The organism is Pelagibius sp., from assembly GCF_965227505.1.
Taxonomy (GTDB): domain Bacteria; phylum Pseudomonadota; class Alphaproteobacteria; order Kiloniellales; family Kiloniellaceae; genus Pelagibius.
This window is the reverse complement of record NZ_OZ245757.1, coordinates 1,685,015-1,701,821: the sequence shown is the minus strand read 5'-3', so window position 1 is coordinate 1,701,821 and position 16,807 is coordinate 1,685,015. Positions and strand designations below refer to the sequence as shown.

The 16,807-nt window shown below is 67.3% G+C and carries 14 protein-coding genes; 3 read left to right on the top strand and 11 right to left on the bottom strand.

What is annotated here, in order from left to right:
* Positions 1 to 7 precede the first annotated feature (7 nt).
* The 9 genes from ACO06P_RS08065 to ACO06P_RS08025 form a co-directional block, all read right to left on the bottom strand.
* Positions 8 to 1,075: a 2-hydroxyacid dehydrogenase gene (locus ACO06P_RS08065; protein WP_420349490.1), complete on the bottom strand. Its 1,068-nt coding sequence runs from the start codon at positions 1,073 to 1,075 to the stop codon at positions 8 to 10.
* Positions 1,072 to 2,631: an FGGY family carbohydrate kinase gene (locus ACO06P_RS08060; protein WP_420349489.1), complete on the bottom strand. Its 1,560-nt coding sequence runs from the start codon at positions 2,629 to 2,631 to the stop codon at positions 1,072 to 1,074. Before ACO06P_RS08060 ends, ACO06P_RS08065 begins: the two co-directional genes overlap by 4 nt.
* Complete coding sequence (locus ACO06P_RS08055; RefSeq protein ID WP_420349488.1) at positions 2,628 to 3,755, bottom strand: ABC transporter ATP-binding protein; 1,128 nt, start codon at positions 3,753 to 3,755, stop codon at positions 2,628 to 2,630. Before ACO06P_RS08055 ends, ACO06P_RS08060 begins: the two co-directional genes overlap by 4 nt.
* Positions 3,752 to 4,864: an ABC transporter ATP-binding protein gene (locus ACO06P_RS08050; protein ID WP_420349487.1), complete on the bottom strand. Its 1,113-nt coding sequence runs from the start codon at positions 4,862 to 4,864 to the stop codon at positions 3,752 to 3,754. The genes ACO06P_RS08055 and ACO06P_RS08050 overlap by 4 nt, the downstream gene beginning before the upstream one ends.
* A 4-nt stretch (positions 4,865 to 4,868) precedes the next feature.
* Positions 4,869 to 5,726: a carbohydrate ABC transporter permease gene (locus tag ACO06P_RS08045; protein ID WP_420349486.1), complete on the bottom strand. Its 858-nt coding sequence runs from the start codon at positions 5,724 to 5,726 to the stop codon at positions 4,869 to 4,871.
* Positions 5,727 to 5,729: 3 nt separating this feature from the next.
* Positions 5,730 to 6,653: a carbohydrate ABC transporter permease gene (locus ACO06P_RS08040; protein ID WP_420349485.1), complete on the bottom strand. Its 924-nt coding sequence runs from the start codon at positions 6,651 to 6,653 to the stop codon at positions 5,730 to 5,732.
* A 119-nt stretch (positions 6,654 to 6,772) separates the two neighbouring features.
* The gene (locus tag ACO06P_RS08035) at positions 6,773 to 8,215 is read right to left on the bottom strand and encodes an ABC transporter substrate-binding protein (RefSeq protein WP_420349484.1); all 1,443 of its coding nucleotides are present in this window, start codon (positions 8,213 to 8,215) and stop codon (positions 6,773 to 6,775) included.
* 52 nt (positions 8,216 to 8,267) lie between these two features.
* The gene (locus tag ACO06P_RS08030; protein ID WP_420349483.1) at positions 8,268 to 9,194 is read right to left on the bottom strand and encodes a sugar-binding transcriptional regulator; all 927 of its coding nucleotides are present in this window, start codon (positions 9,192 to 9,194) and stop codon (positions 8,268 to 8,270) included.
* A 180-nt stretch (positions 9,195 to 9,374) separates the two neighbouring features.
* Positions 9,375 to 10,331: a shikimate dehydrogenase family protein gene (locus tag ACO06P_RS08025; RefSeq protein WP_420349482.1), complete on the bottom strand. Its 957-nt coding sequence runs from the start codon at positions 10,329 to 10,331 to the stop codon at positions 9,375 to 9,377.
* A 144-nt stretch (positions 10,332 to 10,475) separates the two neighbouring features.
* Here ACO06P_RS08025 and ACO06P_RS08020 point away from each other — a divergent pair, with 144 nt between their 5' ends.
* The 3 genes from ACO06P_RS08020 to ACO06P_RS08010 all read left to right on the top strand — a co-directional run bounded on the left by ACO06P_RS08020 (position 10,476) and on the right by ACO06P_RS08010 (position 15,096).
* The gene (locus ACO06P_RS08020; protein WP_420349481.1) at positions 10,476 to 12,017 is read left to right on the top strand and encodes a xylulokinase; all 1,542 of its coding nucleotides are present in this window, start codon (positions 10,476 to 10,478) and stop codon (positions 12,015 to 12,017) included.
* A 74-nt stretch (positions 12,018 to 12,091) separates the two neighbouring features.
* Positions 12,092 to 14,167: a 4Fe-4S binding protein gene (locus ACO06P_RS08015; protein ID WP_420349480.1), complete on the top strand. Its 2,076-nt coding sequence runs from the start codon at positions 12,092 to 12,094 to the stop codon at positions 14,165 to 14,167.
* Positions 14,164 to 15,096 (top strand): FAD:protein FMN transferase, encoded by a 933-nt coding sequence (locus tag ACO06P_RS08010; RefSeq protein ID WP_420349479.1) that lies wholly within the window; start codon positions 14,164 to 14,166, stop codon positions 15,094 to 15,096. The genes ACO06P_RS08015 and ACO06P_RS08010 overlap by 4 nt, the downstream gene beginning before the upstream one ends.
* A gap of 24 nt (positions 15,097 to 15,120) precedes the next feature.
* On the opposite strand, the gene ACO06P_RS08005 is transcribed toward ACO06P_RS08010, so the two are convergent.
* Together ACO06P_RS08005 and pedF are read right to left on the bottom strand one after the other, a co-directional pair.
* The gene (locus tag ACO06P_RS08005; RefSeq protein ID WP_420349478.1) at positions 15,121 to 16,020 is read right to left on the bottom strand and encodes a substrate-binding periplasmic protein; all 900 of its coding nucleotides are present in this window, start codon (positions 16,018 to 16,020) and stop codon (positions 15,121 to 15,123) included.
* On the bottom strand, positions 16,021 to 16,731 hold the full coding sequence (gene pedF / locus ACO06P_RS08000; protein WP_420349477.1) for a cytochrome c-550 PedF: 711 nt from the start codon (positions 16,729 to 16,731) through the stop codon (positions 16,021 to 16,023).
* Positions 16,732 to 16,807 lie beyond the last annotated feature (76 nt).

Sequence of the window (16,807 nt, the reverse complement as noted above, 5' to 3'; positions counted from 1 at the left end):
AGTGGCGTCAACAGGGATTCAGTGGCGGTTCGCCCTGCAGCCAGCGGCGCACCTCCTCGGCGGCCTTGGCGGCGGCGATCCGCACGGTTTTCACCGAGGCACCGGCAATGTGCGGGGTCAGCGTGACGTTGGGCAACTGCAGCAGGGGCCAGTCCGGCGGCGTCGGCTCGATGGCGAAGGTCTCCAGCATGGCCCCGCGCAGATGGCCGGAGACGAGCGCGTCGTAAAGCGCGTCATAGTCCATCAGCGGGCCGCGGGCGGTGTTGACGACGATGCTGCCGGGCTTCATCGCGGCGAAAGTGGCGGCATCCATCATGCCGCGGGTTTCCTCCGTCACCCGCGGGTGCAGGCTCAGCACATCGGATTCCGCCAGCACCTGGTCGAAGCCAACCATGGTAACGCCGGCGGCGGCGTCTTCCGGCGAAAGCTGCACATAGGGGTCGTTCACCAGGATGCGGCAGCCGAAGGCGCGCAGCAGGGGGACCACGCGGCTCCCGACATTGCCATAGCCGATGATGCCGACGGTGAGTTCCGAGAGTTCCTCACCGGTGACGTCGGCGCGATAGAGGTCGCCGCGGTACTCGCCGCGCCGCAGCGCGTCGTGGCCCAGGGTGATGTTGCGCGTTTGTGCGAGAATGGCCCCGATGGTGAACTCGGCGACCGCCGAAGCGTTGCGGCCGGGCGTGTTCACCACCGTGACGCCGTGTTCTGCCGCGGCGCCCATGTCGATGTTGACCGGGCCGCCACGCGAGACGGCGACCAGTTTCAGGTCGGGCAAGGCGGCAAACATGGCGGCGGAGAGCGGGGCCAGGTGGGTCACCAGCACCGGCGCCGGTCCGACGTGGGCGATCACGTCCGCCGGGTCGCCCATGTATTCCTTCAGTCCGTCCATGCCCGGCGTCTGATAGCCGTGTTCCATCGGTTCGTCCGGCCAGGGCAGATCGAGGCTGCGGCAGGTGACGGCTTCGCCGCAGGCTGCCTCCAGGGCTTCCTCGAAGAGGGCCGAGAGCATGAAGCGGTCGCCGATGATGGCGATCTCCGTCTTGGCGCCGTTTCCCTTGGAATTGCCGCTCATGACACGGCACCCCGTGCGGCGACCATGGCGTGCCAGGCCGGAACCAGGGCCCGGCGGGTGTCGAGGTAGACGCCGAAGAGCGCGTCGTAGACGGCACCAAGGCCGGTGTCGGGCGCTTCGGCCGGCTGCAGCAGGGGCGTGACCCAGGCCTCGGCACAGGCCGCCATGTCCGGGTAGAGGCCTTGCTGGACCGCGGCCATCATCACCGCGCCGGCGGCGCCGGCTTCTTCCTGGGCGACGCTGCGCACCGGTGTCCCCAGGGCGGCGGCGAGAATGGTCTTGAGGGCAGCCGAGCGGGCGGCGCCCCCGGTCAGGCGGATCTCGCCCGGTGTCGGCCCCATCGCGGCGTAGCAGTCCCGCGCCGCCAGGGCGAGGCCTTCGCAGACCGCGCGGACGATGTCGAACCATCCGGTGGTCTGGTCGAGCCCGGTGAAGCTCGCCCTTGCACTGGGCTCGGCGAAGGGCCCGCGCTCGCCGGCGAGGGAGATGTAGGGGTGGAAGAGGGCCGCGCCCGGCCGCGCCGCCATGACCCGCTCGTCCAGGCTGGCGAGCAGATCGTGCAGCTCGCGCTCGACTCCCTCGCTTGCCAGCACCTCGCGGGCGAGCCCGAGCACCCAGTCGATGTTCAGGGTCGCGGCCATGTTGGTTTGCATCTGGGCATAGGCCGGGCTGGGGAAGGCCATGGTGTAGCCGCTGCGCTCCGCGTTCAGCACCACGGAGTCCACATCCGGCACGAAGCGCATGTGCATGCCGGTGGAGCCGAGCACGGTCAGGCCCGGACGAACGGTGGCGTCGTGCAGCCCGGCGCCCATGGCGCAGCACATGATGTCCACATAGCCCAGCGAGACCGGCAGGCCGGCGGGCAGGCCGGTCGCCGAGGCGGCGGCCGCACTCAGGCCATGGGCCTCCGCGGCGCCGTCGACGATCGGCGGCAGCAGGCGGCGCAGATCGGCGAGTCCCAGGGCCTCCAGCACCTCCTCGGCGTAGGCGCGCGTGCGGTAGTCTCCGAAGGTGAAGACCGCTTCGGTCGGATCAGAGGCACGCTGGCCGGTGAGGTTGAAGTAGAGCCAGTCCTTGCAGTGCATGGCCGTCGCGGCGCGCTCCAGCAGTGCCGGCTGGTGCCGCTTGATCCAGGTGAGGTGGGTACGCATCTGGCAGACGTTCACGCCCGAACCGGTGGTCCGGTAAATCACGTCGATCCCTTCGGACTCTGCAATCTCCCGCGCTTCCGCCGCGGCCCGCGCGTCCAGCCAGAGCCAACCGTCGTGGATCGGCGCACCCTCCGCATCGATCAGCCAGCAGCCGTCGCCCTGGCCCGTCACCGAAAGCGCAAGGGCCCGCTCCTCCAACCCCTGCACCCGTTCGCCCAGGTCCTTCAGTACGTCGACCGTGTCCTGCCAGGTGCGGCGCATGTCCTGTTCGACGCCCCCATTGGGCAGGGTTTTGTAGTGGTTGCGCCGGCTGGTCATGGCGACCTGGCTGCCGGTGAGATCGAAAGCCACGGCCTTGATGACCGAGGTCCCGGCATCGACGCCGATCAGCAGATCCCGCGTCACGCCAGCGCCCCTCCGTGGCTGATCGCCGCGCCGGTCTGGCTGTCGAAGACGTGCAGATCCGCCGAGCCCAGGACGACGCCGATGGTTTCGCCCTTTGCATAGGGGGCATGATGGTGTTCGACTGTCACGATGGAGCCGCCGGCAAAGCGCGCCGCGATGTGAGTCTGATCGCCGAGCCACTGGTTCGCGGTCACTTCTGCTGGTGCTCCCTCAGGGGCGAGGCGGACTGCATGGGGCCGCACGCCGAGAGTGACGTGGGGTTTCCGCGCCAGGGTTCGACGCAGGGCTTCGGAAAACTCTTCTTCGGCGTAGTCCAGGACGACGCCGCCGGAAAGGCCGAAGCGCAGGCGGCCGCCGTCGGCGCGCACCTCGGCTTCGAAGACGTTCATCGGCGGTTCGCCGATGAAGGTCCCGGTGAAGAGGTTGGCCGGCCGGTCCTTGAGGTGGGCCGGGCTGTCGAACTGCTGCAGGACGCCGTCTTCCATGACCGCGATGCGGTCGGCCAGGGCATTGGCCTCGGTCTGGTCGTGGGTCACGAGGATCGCGGTCAGGCCGCGCTCCTTGATGTAGAACTTGATGCGCCCGCGCAGCAGGGCGCGCAGCTGCGGCTCCAGCTGGCCCATGGGCTCGTCCAGCAGGTAGAGCCCGGCATCGCGGATAAGGGCGCGGCCCAGGCTCGCCCGCTGCTGTTGTCCGCCGGAAATGGAGCTCGGGTAGCGGTCGAGAACGTCCTCGATCTCCAGCATCTGGGCCATCTCGGCAACGCGCTCTGCGACCGCGGTCTTGCTGAGCGAGGAGGACTTCAGCGCAAAGGCGATGTTTTCCCGCACCGTCAGCGGCGGATAGAGGGAGTAGCCTTCGAAGGCCATGGCGACGTTGCGCTTGGCCGGCGCCAGGCGGTGAATCGCGCGGCCGTCCAGGCGGATGCTGCCCTTGGTCGCCTCCTCGAAGCCGGCAATCATGCGCAGGGTCGAGGTCTTGCCGCAGCCGGACGAACCCAGCAGGGCGACGATCTCGCCGGGCGCGACCGTCATGTCCAGGTTGCGCACCGCATGGACCTGCCGGGCGCCGCCGGCGTTGTAGATCTTGTCGACCGCGTCAAGCTGCAGCTTGGCTTCGCTCATGCCGCGGCCTCGCTGCTACTGCCGCCGTCGCGGTCCGGCGCGATACGGGCCTGGGTGGCGCGGTCGAAGAGCAGCGCGTCCGTGGCGTCTACCGCGATCTGTGCGGCACCGCTGGCCGGCGCGGGCGTACCGGCCGGGCGGGAAACCAGGATCTCGCGGCCGCGTGCGGTGACAACCAGGGTCACGGTCTTCTCGTTGAAGGGCGTTTCCGCCTCGATCATCACCGGGATGCCGTCCTCGCTGGCGGAGAAGCGCAGCGCCTCCGGCCTCAGGCCCAGAACGCAGTCGCGCCCGACCGCGGCCTCCAGGCCGGCATTGAGGGGCACACGCTGATTGGACAGGCGGGCGAAGACGCCGGCGCCATCCTTTTCCGGCACGACGTCCAGCAGGTTGATGGTCGGATCGCCGAAAAGGCGGGCGATCTCGATGGAGGCCGGGCGCCGGTAGATCTCCTCCGGCGTGCCGACCTGGGCGATGGTCCCGCCGGAGAGCACGGCGATGCGGTCGCCCAGCGCCATGGCTTCCTTGTAGTCCTGAGTGACGTAGATCACCGTGGCGCCCTGGTCCGCCAGCAGCCGCGGCAGCTCCAGGCGCATCTCGAAGCGCAGCTTGGCATCGACGTTGCGCAGGGGATCGTCCAGCAGCAGCAGCCCGGGGGAGGCGGCCAGCGCCCGGGCCAGGGCCGTGCGCTGCTTCTGCCCGTTGGAAAGCGCGCGCGGCGCATGGCTCAGCACGTGGTCGATCTTCAGGAGCTTCGCCACCCGCTCCACGCCCTCGCGCACCGCATCGCGCGGGCGGCGCTGGGCCGTCAGCGGGCTGGCGATGTTGTCGAAGGCGGTCATATGCGGGAACAGCGCGAAGTTCTGGAAGGCCATGCCGATGCCGCGGTGCTCCGGCGGAACGTCCTGCATGTCCTCGCCGCCGATCAGGATGCGGCCGTCTTCGGGGTCGACAGCCCCGGCGATGCAGCGCAGGAGCACCGTTTTGCCGGCGCCGGAGGGGCCGAAGAGCGTGAGGGTCTCGCCGTCCTCGACGGTCAAGCTGATTCCGTCCAGCACCGCTTCGCCCTTGAAGCGTTTGGTCAGATCTTCGATGCGCAGCTCCGGCATGGCCCTATCCCTTCACCGCGCCGAGGGAGAGACCCTCGACCAGATAGCGTTGGGCATAGAGCGCCAGCGCCAGGGTCGGCGCGATCGACAGCACGATGGCGGCGGCGATCTGGCCGTACTGGATGCCGGACGCGGTGACGAAGGCGAGGGCGCCGACGGTGACCGGCTGCTTGTCGGCGGAGGCCAGCACCAGGGCGAAGATGAAGTTGTTCCAGGCGAAGATGAAGGCGAGCAGCCCGGCGGCGGCGATGCCCGGACCGGCCAGCGGCAGGGCGATGCGCCGGAAGGTCGAGAGCCAGGAGTGGCCGGCGATGCGGTAGGCGTGTTCAAGGTCCGGACTGATGTCCTCGAAGTAGCCGCGCACGATCCAGAGGATGAGCGGCAGGCAGATGAGCTGATAAACCCAGATCAGCCCGAGATAGGTGTTGGCCAGACCGATCTGCTGGAAATAGAGCGACAGTGGCAGCAGCACGAGGAGCGGCGGCGCGAAGCGGAAGGAGAGCAGCGTGAAGGCGACTTCCTCCGAACCGCGAAACTTGTGACGCGCGAAGGCGTAGGCCGCCGGCACGCCCAGCAGCAGGGCCACGGCGACCGAGCCGACGGACAGCAGGATCGAGTTCCAGAGGTTGTCCATGAAGGCGATGCCCATGGAGGCGACGTTGGAGTCCAGCCGGCCGGCGATGATGGCGACGTAGTTGCCGAAGGTCGGTTCGAAAACCATGGAGGGCGGACTGCGCAGGATGGTCTCGTTGGTCTGCAGGCTCATGAGCACGATCCAGAAGATCGGGAACATGAAGAACAGCACCACGGCGGTCAGAGCGATCCCCCGTAGCCAGCGTTCGATCGGAGACATGTGATCCATGGCTCAGACCTCCCCTCTGGCGCGCTCGCGCAGGCGCAGCCAGTTCTTGATGAAGATGTTGGAGAGGAAATAGGTGATCACCCAGAGGATCATCAGCAGCGCCGCCGAGCGGCCGACGTTGGTCGACTGGAAGAAGTTCAGATAGGCCTCCACCTGGAAAACCATCAGCGTGTCGCCGGGCCCGCCCTGGGTCATGGCGTAGATGATGTCGAACTGCTGGATCGAATCCAGCAGACGGAACAGGGAGGCGGTGAGGATGTAAGGCATCAGCATCGGCAGGGTGATGCGCCAGAATTGCTGGAAGCGCGGCACGCCGTCGAGCGCCGCCGCCTCGAAGGGCTGGGTCGGCAGGGAGCGCAGACCCGCCAGCAGCAGGATCATGATGAAGGGCGTGTAGACCCAGATGTCCACCAGCACCACGGTGAAGAGCGCCGTGTCGGGCGAGGAGCCCCAGCGGAAATCGGGAAAGCCGAGCTGGGCGGCGAAATAGCTGAGGATGCCGAAGTTCGGGTTGGTCATCAGCTTCCACATCAGCGCGGCCAGGGCCGGTGCCGTCATCAGCGGCATCAGCAGCATGATCGAGATGAAGTTGTTGAGGCGCGTGCGCTTTTTCAGCAGCAGTGCGATGCCGAGGCCCAGCAGCAGCTCCAGCCCGACGGTCAGGAAGGCGTAGGTGAGGGAGACCTGAAGCGTGTTCCAGAAGTCCGGATCAGTCAGGAAGTTCAGGTAGTTCTCGCCCCAGTTCATGCCCCGGTTCCAGGGCTGGGAGAGGCGGAAGCGCTGCAGCGAGTAGTAGACCGCGGTGAAGAAGGGGATGAGGATGCCGATGCAGACCAGAAGGGCCGGCAGGCTCAGGAGATAGGGCAGCAGACGGCGCGACACCGCAAACCGGCGTCGGGGTATCGAGATGTCGCTCGCCGCTGCCATAGGGGTTTCCTTACCGGGCTTTCCTCAGTCGCCCCCCGATCCTGCAGGCCCTTCGGTCCGGGGACAAGACATCCAAAGGGCAGCGGCCCGCGGGAAAGCGGGCCGCTGACGCCAGGGAATCAGCCGAGACCGGCGTCCTTGAGCTGACGGTTGACGCTCTCGGCCAGCTGGTCGAGGCCTTCGTCCACGGGCAGTTCCTTTGCCACCATCTTCTGCAGGCTGGAGGCCCACTCGGTGGTCAGGTCGAAGAACAGCGGCTGTGCCGTGAACTTGATGCTGGCGCCGGGCGCGGAGACGTCGTGCATGGCGACGTAGCCCGGATAGCTCTTGTCCAGCCTTTCGCGGAAGCCGCTGTCGGCCCAGACCGACTCGCGCACCGGATTGACGAAGTCCATCTGCGTCGCGCCGAAGAGGCCGTGCTCCGGACCGGAGGCCCACTGCATGAAGTACCAGGCCGCGTCCTTCTTGCTGGAGAAGTTGGACATGGAGAGCGACCAGATCCAGATGTTGGGCGTCGGCGCCGAGGCGGCGGGGTTGGCGGCGAAGGGCGCGTAGGCCAGCTTGCCGGCCATGGCGTTGTCGCCGCCGTTCATGAAGTAGCCCAGGATGTCGGCATCGAAGATCATCGCCGACTTGCCGGCGCCCAGGTCGGTGCCGACCTGATACCAGGTGTGGGATGACCAGTCGGCCGCGCCGCTTTCCTGGATCATGCGCACCCAGTCGGCATGGAAGGCCTTCGAACTGGCGGTGTTCATCGCCGCCGAGAGCTTGCCGTCACCGGAGAGGTTCAGATCCTGCTCGCCGAAGTTGGCATAGGCGGAGAGGAAGCCCGGGTGGATGGTGGCCCAGCTGCGCGAGCCCCGCACGCCGATGCCGTAAACGCCGTCGATATCCTTGGTGGCCTTGGCGGCGACCTCGATCAGCTCGCTCATGTTGGTGGGCACCGAGGCGCCGATCTGCTGCAGCATGCCAGCGTTGTAGGCAAGGTTGTTCTGCTCGTAGCCCCAGGGGATGCACCACTGCTTGGCGTCGTCGGAGCCCAGCTCGCCCCCGGGCCGGCCATTCCAGGCGCAGGACTTGCGCACGCCCTCCAACATGTCCTCCCAGTTATAGGTGGGCGAGGTCTTGTCGCTGTCCTGGATCCACTCGTTGAGGTCGGGAATCCAGCCCGCCGGGCCATAGGTCCAGGTCATGTAGGCGCCGGTCATGAAGGCGTCGTACTCGCTGGAGCGCGAAGAGAGGGCGGCCGTCACCTTGTCGAAGTAGACGTCCTCCGGGAAGATGTCATAGGCCACCTCCATGCCGGTCAGGGCCTTGAAGTTGTCCAGGTTGGCGATCATGGCGTCGGTGTAGGGGTGCTTGTTCAGCAGCAGCTTCACCCCGGTGCCGGCGTGCTTCTTCCAGTCGAAGTCTGCGGCCATGGCCTGGGTGGACACCATGTTCACAAGGACCCCGGCGGTCCCGGCGGAAACGCCCAGGGCACCGAGGGCGCGGATCAGGCTGCGGCGGCTCATCTGTCCGCGGCGGAACGCGTCAATGAGATCCTTTTCTTTCTCGTACATTGTGTTCCTCCCGTTTGCTCTTGTTTTGCTGGTCTGTGGAAGTCGTTGCGCCTCACAGTTCTTCGACAAGGCGTCGAGCGGTCGCCTCGTCGACAATCAATCCGCTGAGCAGGCCGCTGCGCAGGCCGGCGCGAATGGCGGCCAGCTTGCTCTCGCCGCCGGCGATGGCGACGACCTCGCGGCCGCGCAGGCTTTCCAGGGCAGGCGCCATCACCCGCTCGTCGTAGGGGGTTTCCAGCGCCTCGCCGTTTGCCGTCAGGAACTGGCCGAGGATCTCGGCCGCGGCGCCCTGGCGCTTCAGCGCATCGATGGCGTCGGGCTGGTCCAAGGCCGCGGCCGAGGCGCCGCCGTCGGCGCTTTCGGTGTTGCCGATGCCGGCGATCACCAGCGAGGCCTCGCCGATCAGGTCCATGGTGGCCGCAAGGCCGGACTGCGCCATCATCACCCGCTTGTCCTCGGCGGAATTGGCGAAGAGCGGCGCCGGCATCAGATAGGCCTCGGCATTGGTCTTGCGGGCCAGGTTGTGGATCACGTCATAGGGATTGGCCGCGTAGCTGCGGGTCAGGCCCCCCAGCATCGACACGAAGCGGATCCGCTCGCCCGGCGTACGTCCCATGGCGTCGACCGAGGCCGCGATGGTGCGGCCATGGCCGATGCCGATGACACGGTGGGCGCCGGAAGCCACCACCTGCATCAGATAGTCGGCGCCCACGGCGCTGAGGGCGCGCAGCGGGAGCGGCCCGGGTTCCAGGGCGTCCATGGCGACGCGGCACAGCGAGAGACCGTAGGCCGCCATCAGGCGGGTTTCCAGATCGACGCAGTCGGCGGATTCGATGTCGACGAAGACACGGACCAGCCCCTCGCTCTGGGCGCGGGCGATGTAGCGGTGGGCGCGGGTATTGGGAACGCTGAGGCGCTTGGCGACCTCGCTCTGGGTCAGGCCGCCGACAAAATGCAGCCAGGCGGCACGCGCCGCCATCTCCGCCTCCTGACGGGCGTTCGCTCCCCCAAATCGTGCCGGCGTGGACATCGCGGCCTTCGTTGAAATTATTTTCAGCTATGGAATATTTTTCGAAACCGGCGCGAATGTCAACCGCTGCGGTGCCCCACCGCGGTTGAGGACCGGGGATCTCTGCAGACTCACGGGGGGTTTTGAAGGCTAGGGCGCGCGCCCGGAGGCCTGCGCAGCGACGCGCCCGACAGCTTCGAAATCGGGCCCGGAGGTCGGAACGGCGATGCCGAAGACCTCTGCAATGACCTGGGTCCAGCCGTGCAGGAAGTAGGTCCAGCCGTCCTCGACCTGCAGTCCGGCGGCTTTGGCCTGGCCGCGCGCCTGGTCGAGGAAGACGAGGTCGCCGCGGTAATTGAGATCCCAGGCGATGGCCCCCTGGGGGAAGCGGGCGGCATCCCCGAGCGGCGAGCCCGGTGCGTCCTTGCCGAGGCCCGTGGCGTTGATCACCAGCGATGCGGGCGGCAGGCCGGCAAGCGCCTTGTCGTTGTCCTCCGTGCCGGAAGCCGGCAGGTAGTCGACCGGAACATCCGCGCCCATCGCCCGGTGAATGGCGCGAATGTGGCGGAGCCGTCCCGGGTCGCGGTCGGAAACAACGATCCTCGATGGGCGGTCCGCGCCGCGCGATCCCTGCAGAAGATGCCAGGTGATGGCAATGCTGGCGCCGCCGGCCCCCATGCAGAAGAGTGCGCCCGCCGTCTTTGCGAAGTGCCGCGGCGGCAGAAAGCCGTCGATGGCGAGGCCGGCGGTGATGGGATCTTTGGCGTGGCAGGCGAGGGCGCCGTTCTTCTTGGAGAGGCAACTGGTCTCCGCCGTCAGCGCTGCCAGAGGATCGATGATCTCGAAGAGATCGCGGCAGGCGGCGAAGAGGTCCAGCTTATGCGTGGTCACCAGAGCGCCGCGAGACAGCGGGTCATCGCGGATGAAGGCGACGGCCCGCCGGTAGGCCTCCGGCTCCGAAGGGATCGCGAAATCCATGCCCTTGATGCGCGCGTCCTTCAGACCGAGGTGCGATGCCCAGGCTGGGAACACACGCATGATGGAGCTTTGCGCCGTGGTGACGCCGATGAAATAGAGCGTCGGTTGTTCCGCAGGCTGGAAGGTCATGCTGTCTCCTCTTATCCGCTGCGCAGCGGCATACTACGCCGGCTACGCCACATCTTCGAGGCATCCTGGCGCAACAGGCGCTATGCTCTCGGGATGAATCGATGCAATCTCCCAACGTCGCCCCTCCTTGGACCGGGGCTCTGAATGGCGCGCGATCTCTATCTGGCCATCGATGTGGGGACCGGCGGCATCCGCTCGGCCCTGGTCGACCGGCAGGGCAGAATTCTGGCCTTCAGCCATCAGGAGCACGAGCAGATCGTGCCGCACTATGGCTGGTCGGAACAGCGTCCGGCGGACTGGTGGGACGGGGTCACGGCGACACTCCGCGCCGTGGTCGGCGAGGTCGAGGGTGCGGCTGACCGGATCACCGCAATCTGCGCCTGCGGGCAGATGCACGGGTCAGTGCTGATCGATGCGGAAGGGCGGCTCACCCGCGATACCGCGCTGCTGTGGAACGACAAGCGCACGGCGCCCCAGGTCGACGCCTTTACTGACGCTCATGCGCTGGAACGCTATCTGACCGTCACCGCTAACCTGGCGACCCCCGCCTGGCCTGCCTTCAAGCTGCGCTGGATCGCCGAGAACGACCCGCAGGCCTACGACAAGGCCGCCACGGTTCTGATGCCGAAGGATTACATCGGCTACCGTCTCACCGGGGAGCGCGCCTGGGACACGACCGAAGCGTCCATGAGCTTCCTCATGGATGCGTCCTCGGGTGATTGGTCGAAGTCCCTTCTGGAGATGACGGGCCTGCGGCGTGATCTGCTGCCGGAGATCAAGGCGACCCACGCCGTTCTGGGGCCGCTGAGCGAGGCCGCGGCGCGGGAGACGGGGCTCACCGCCGGCGTTCCGGTGCTGGTCGGTGGCGGCGACTATCCGGTCGCGCTGCTCGGCTCCGGCGTCGCCGAGCCCGGCATGGCCTCAGACGTGACCGGAACCTCGACCATCGTCTCGGTGCTGCACAGAGCACCGGTCATCGATCCCCAGGTCTCCAACGTGGCGACGGTCGAAGGGCACTGGGCCAGTTTCGCGCTCCTGGACGCCGGCGGGGACGCCGTGCGCTGGGCCCGGCGCGCCTTTCACGAGAACGCGCTCAGCTACGATGCGGTCACGGCGGCTGCGGAGCGGGCGGATTGCGGTGCGAGTTCGCTGTTTTTCCTGCCTTATCTCTCCGGCGAGCGCTTCGGGGCAGCCGCGAACGCCCGCGCCCAGTTCTTCGGCCTGACGGCGGGTCACGGCCTGCCCGACCTCCATCGCGCAGTGCTGGAGGGTGTGGCCTTCGCAGTCCGCCGAAAACTCGACATGTTGCAGGGCGGCGGCAAGCGGCCTGAACGCTTCGTGGCGGCCGGCGGCGGTGCAAAGTCGGCGCTTTGGGTTGCCATCAAGGCCAGCATGCTGGGGACGCCCTACCTGGTTCCCGAGGAACTGGAGTGTGGGATCGTCGGTGCGGCCTGCATGATGGCTGTGGCCAGCGGCGACGCCCCGGATCTGAAAACCGCGGTGGCCCGCATGGTACGCTTCGAGAAGGAGGTGGTGCCCGACCCAGCCTGGTCCGAGCGCTACGACCGCATGGCGCCGGTCTTCGACCAGATCTTCGACGCATCCGTCGGCCTTTATGGTTGTCTGGACGCGCTGGACGGAGACATCGAACAGTTGGTCGAAGACCGGCAATCAAGGGATTGCTGATGCGCGGTGCGGCCGTGCGGTCTTGCGACCTTCGTAGGGTTTTCGCGGCCCCGCGGCCTCCCTAGACTTGCACCATGGGGTGGACCGGCCTTCCGCGCTTCTGTCGCTTTGCCTTGGCGCTCCTGGCGGTGGTCCTGCCGCTGGGCAGTGCTGCGGCTGCGCTGGAGCGCGATGATCTGGCTGCACTCATCATGCCGCCCTTTTCCCTCGGCGAACCGCTCAACGACAAGGGCGTCTGGTCGCTGCTGAACTCGGGCGGGGCGGAGGCCGGATACGTCTTCGAGACCCAACCCCTGGCGCCGCTGCCCGGCTTCTCCGGTGCCCCGATCAACGTGCTGGTAACCCTCGACCTCGAGGGCCGTTTTCTCGACGCCCGGCTGATCGAGCACAACGAACCGATCTTCGTTTCCGGCCTCGGCGAGGGGCCCTTCCGCAAGTTCTTCGAGCAGTATCGCGGGCATTCGATCTCCTCGACCCTGGTGGTTGGCGTACCCTACGGGCGCGACGACGGTGCCTCTTCGCTGGTCTATCTCGATGGTGTCACCAAAGCGACCGCCAGCGTGCGCATCGCCCATGAGAGCATCCTGGCCGCCACCCTGGCGGTGGCGCGGGAGAAGATGCAGGGGTTGGCGAAGGGGCCGCCGGCGCATCCCGACCCCGACTATGACGAGGCCCTGACCTGGCAGGACCTGGTGGATCAGGGGCTCGTCACCCGCCGCCTTTTCACCAACGGCGAGGTGCAGCAGGGCTTTGCCGGGACCGTCTGGGCGGATGACGACCCGGAAGCGCTGGACGACCCGGACGGCGCCTATCTCGATCTTTGGGTGGCCGACCTGGGCCCCCCGGCGATCGCCCGGGCTGTCCTGGATGACGACAGCTTCGCGGAACTGCAGGACTTCCTCACCATATCGCCGAACGACGAGCCCATTCTGGTCATCGACGCCGGCCGCCACGGTCTGGTGTCGGAGGATTTCGTGCGCAACACCAGCCCCGACTGGATGTCGGCGGAGCAGGACGGCCTGCCGGTGGCGCTGCGCGATGCCGATCTCTTCGTCGAGCTTCGCGACGGTCTGCCGGAGGGCACGGCCATGATTCTGCGCACCGACCGCAGGCTGGGCTTCGATCCGACCCGGGAGTGGACCCTGAACGTCCTGGCGGTGCGCGAACACGGGTCCTTTCAGCCGCAGGTCGGCATCGCCACGCTGGCGGCGGTTCACAAGACCGACGAGCGGTTCTTCACCCGTCCCGGGGTCGTCGAACCGGTGGCGCCCTGGGTCGAGGCGCTGCGCAACCGCGCTTCCGACCTCGTCGTGCTCTCCGTTTTTCTGGCCGTCCTGGTCGCAGTGCTCGGCTTGAGCATGAACCGTTTCGCTGCGCTTTCCGCCTTCACACCGCTGCGTCTCGCCATCCTCGCCTTCATGACCGTCTTTATCGGCTGGTGGGGCCAGGGGCAGCTCTCCATCGTCACAGTGCTCGGGGTGATCCGAGCGGCCTTTGACGGCGGCAGCTTCGCCTTCCTGCTCTACGACCCCTTCTCGCTGGTGATCTGGGCGGTGGTGATCGTCAGCTTCGTGCTCTGGGGCCGTGGGTTGTTCTGCGGCTGGCTCTGCCCCTTTGGCGCACTCCAGGAGTTCGCGCATCAGATGGGCGTGAAACTGGGACTGCGTCAGATTGAACCCAGCGCCCTCTGGGACCAGCGTCTCAAGGCGCTGAAGTACGTGCTGCTTGCGGGCCTTGTTCTTTCGGTCTTCGTTGCTCCCTCCATGATCGACACCTTCGCGGAGGTCGAGCCCTTCAAGACCGCGATCACGGTCTATTTCGTGCGGGAGTGGTACTACGTCGTCTATGCCGCCTTCTGGCTGGTGTTGGGGCTCTTCCTCTTCAAGGGGTTCTGCCGCTATGTCTGTCCGCTGGGGGCCGTCATGGCCATCGGCGGCCTGCTGCGCGGCCGCGACTGGATCGCCCGGCGGGAGGACTGCGGCAGCCCCTGCCAGCTGTGCCGCGTGCGCTGCAAGTACGGCGCCATCGCCAAGACCGGCGAGATCCAGTACTCCGAGTGCTTTCAGTGTCTGGACTGCGTGCAGATCCACGACGACGCGGCACAGTGCGTGCCGCTGGTTCTGGCCAACCGCAAGCGGGGGACGGCATGACCGCCAAGGGGCTGTCCCGGCGCCGCTTTCTGGCCATCGCTGCGACCTGCCTCGCTGCCGGGCCGGTCCGGGCGAAGACCGCGACGCGCTGGCGCGGCCTGGCGCTCGGTGCCGAAGCGGAGATCACACTGCACGGGCCCGAGGACGCAGCCGGCCGCGCCCTTCGGGCTGCCAGGGATGAGTTGCAGCGCATCGAACGGCTGTTCAGTCTCTACGATCCGGACTCGGACCTCTCGCGCCTCAACCGCGACGGCCGGCTCGACGATCTCTTGCCCGACTTCTACGCCTTGCTGGACATCTGCAGCTTGGTCCATACGGCAACCGGCGGCCTTTTCGACCCGAGCGTCCAGCCGCTCTGGCGGGCCCTGGCCGCCCACCGCGGTGCGCCGCCGCCCGGCGTTCTGGAGCACGCGCAGGCGCGGGTCGGCTGGGACGGCGTGGCCTATGACCGCACCGCGGCGCGCCTGACCCGCCCTGGGATGGCGCTCACCTTCAACGGGATCGCCCAGGGCTTCGCGACGGACCGGGTCGCAGAGGCACTCGCCCGCTTCGGCTTCGAAGAAACCCTGGTGAACATCGGGGAGTTTCGCGCCGGGGCCGGGACCTGGCGGATCGGCATCGCCGACCCGGATCAGGGCCTTGTCGCGACCCGCACCCTGGAACGGGGCGCCATGGCCACGTCGAGCCCCTCGGCCCTGCTGTTCGGCGCCGGCGGTCGGGGACACATCCTCGATCCGGGCTTTCCCCTGCGCGACGCGCCCTGGTCGACGGTCAGTGTCGAGGCCAAAAGCGCCGCAGTGGCCGACGGGTTCTCCACTGCGCTCTGCTTGCTCGACGCCCCGGCTGTCCAAACTGTCCTGGCGGCGAACGCGGCGCTGAAGCGGATCGTGCTTGTGGATCGCAACGGCGACGTGGCGACGCTGGTGTAGGCAACCTCCGCGAGGCCGTCCGGCCTACCACTCCGCCGGTGTGTAGGAGAGGCCGTAGTCTTCGAAGACCGCCTGCAGGCGCCCGTCCTCGAAGGCCGCGCGCACGGCGTCGTCCACGGCATAGGCCAGTGGGCGGTAGCGGTGATTGACGGCGACCCCAAGCGTCCATTCGCTGGTCGAAAAGCCTAGGAGTGGCGGCATGTGGATGTCCAACTCCGGCGTCAGCCCGTGCTCCAGTTGCGACTTCGGTCCCATCACCGCCTTCACCTCGCCCTGCGCCAAGGCTGCCATGGCCTCTTCCGGTGTCGTATAGCGCCGCACGTTGGCCCGCAGTTGCCCACCGGCAAAGCTTGAGAGATAGAAGTCGGCAATGGTGTCGTTTTCCACGCCGACAAGGTCGAAGCGGAAGTAGGCCGGGACCGGCGGGTCCTCGGGATAGGCATCGCGGCGGAAGGCGATGGCGATCTTCTCGTTGAAGTACTGGCCGGTCAACACGACCTGCTCGGTGCGGCAGCCCATGTCGCTGTCGTAGGGTACATGGAGCATCACGTTGCTGACCCGCCCGCCAACGATCGGACCCTTCCAGACGTAGTTGCGCAGGTCGGCATCCACGTTTTCGCCTGCAGCGACGAAGTTGAAGCGTGGTTTCACCTCCAGCGTCTCGGCGATGATGCGCCCGAGTTCGATGTCGACGCCGCGGGGCCGGCCTTTCTCCTCCCACGAATAGGGCGGGAAGTCCTCATAGACCGCGAACTCGATGAAGCCGCGCTCCTGAATCTGATCGAGATCCTGGCCGACGATGTCCCGGCTGGCGTTCTGCGGCTTCGGCCCGGGCACGAAGCCTTCGCAACGGGCTTGGGCGGTTGCGCTCGCGGCCAGCAGGGCCAGCACCGCAGCGCAAAGGCCGGCGGCGGACTTGATCATTTACTGCGCAGCCGAGAGACCGATGGTGAGCGTCTCCGCGGCCGTTTTGAAGCTCTCCGACGAACCGTCGAGGATCCGGGCCGCGCGAAAGGCCACACTGTCGGCGACCGGGGCGCCCGAACCGGTCTCCACTTCCGAAGCGATCTCCGAGAGTTCCTGCCGCACGGCATCTATAGCGCCCGGATCGCTCTTTTCTTCCGCCGCCCAGGTCTGGAGCTGGTCTCGGATCTCCTTCAGCCGGCCGCTGAAGGCGTCGAGCGCCCCTTCGTCCGGCCGGGTCTCGATATAGGTGCGAATGGCCCAGGCCGCCTTCTGGCCGAGCAGGTCGCCGAAAGCCGGCATCTTGGTGATGCCGTTCTGGGTGTAGCCGTTACGGAACCGCTCCATGTACCACTCGTCGCCGTACTCCTCGGCCTCCAGATAGCGCAGGTCCGGGGCCAGGCCGCCTGAGACGGCGCCGAGGCCGTGGCAGCGCGCGCAGTTCTGGTTGTATCCGGAGGCGCCGATGTCGATCGCCGCCTGCCAGACCTCCTTCTCGACGTTGCGGTAAGGGTTCTCGATCAGCCACTCCTCGCCGACATCAGGCAGAGCGTCGGTGTTGACCGGTTGCGGCGCGACGTCGCCGTGCGCGTAAACCATGGTCGCCGCGGCCAGTGTCGAGAGGCCGAGAAGGGTTCCCTTGATCCAGCGTCGTGATGGCAAAGATGGCATGTCCATGCTCCCAGAGCTTTCCTGCTTTTGGTGAGTCGTAGCACAGCCTTTGAACCGCCCCATATTGGACTTTCGG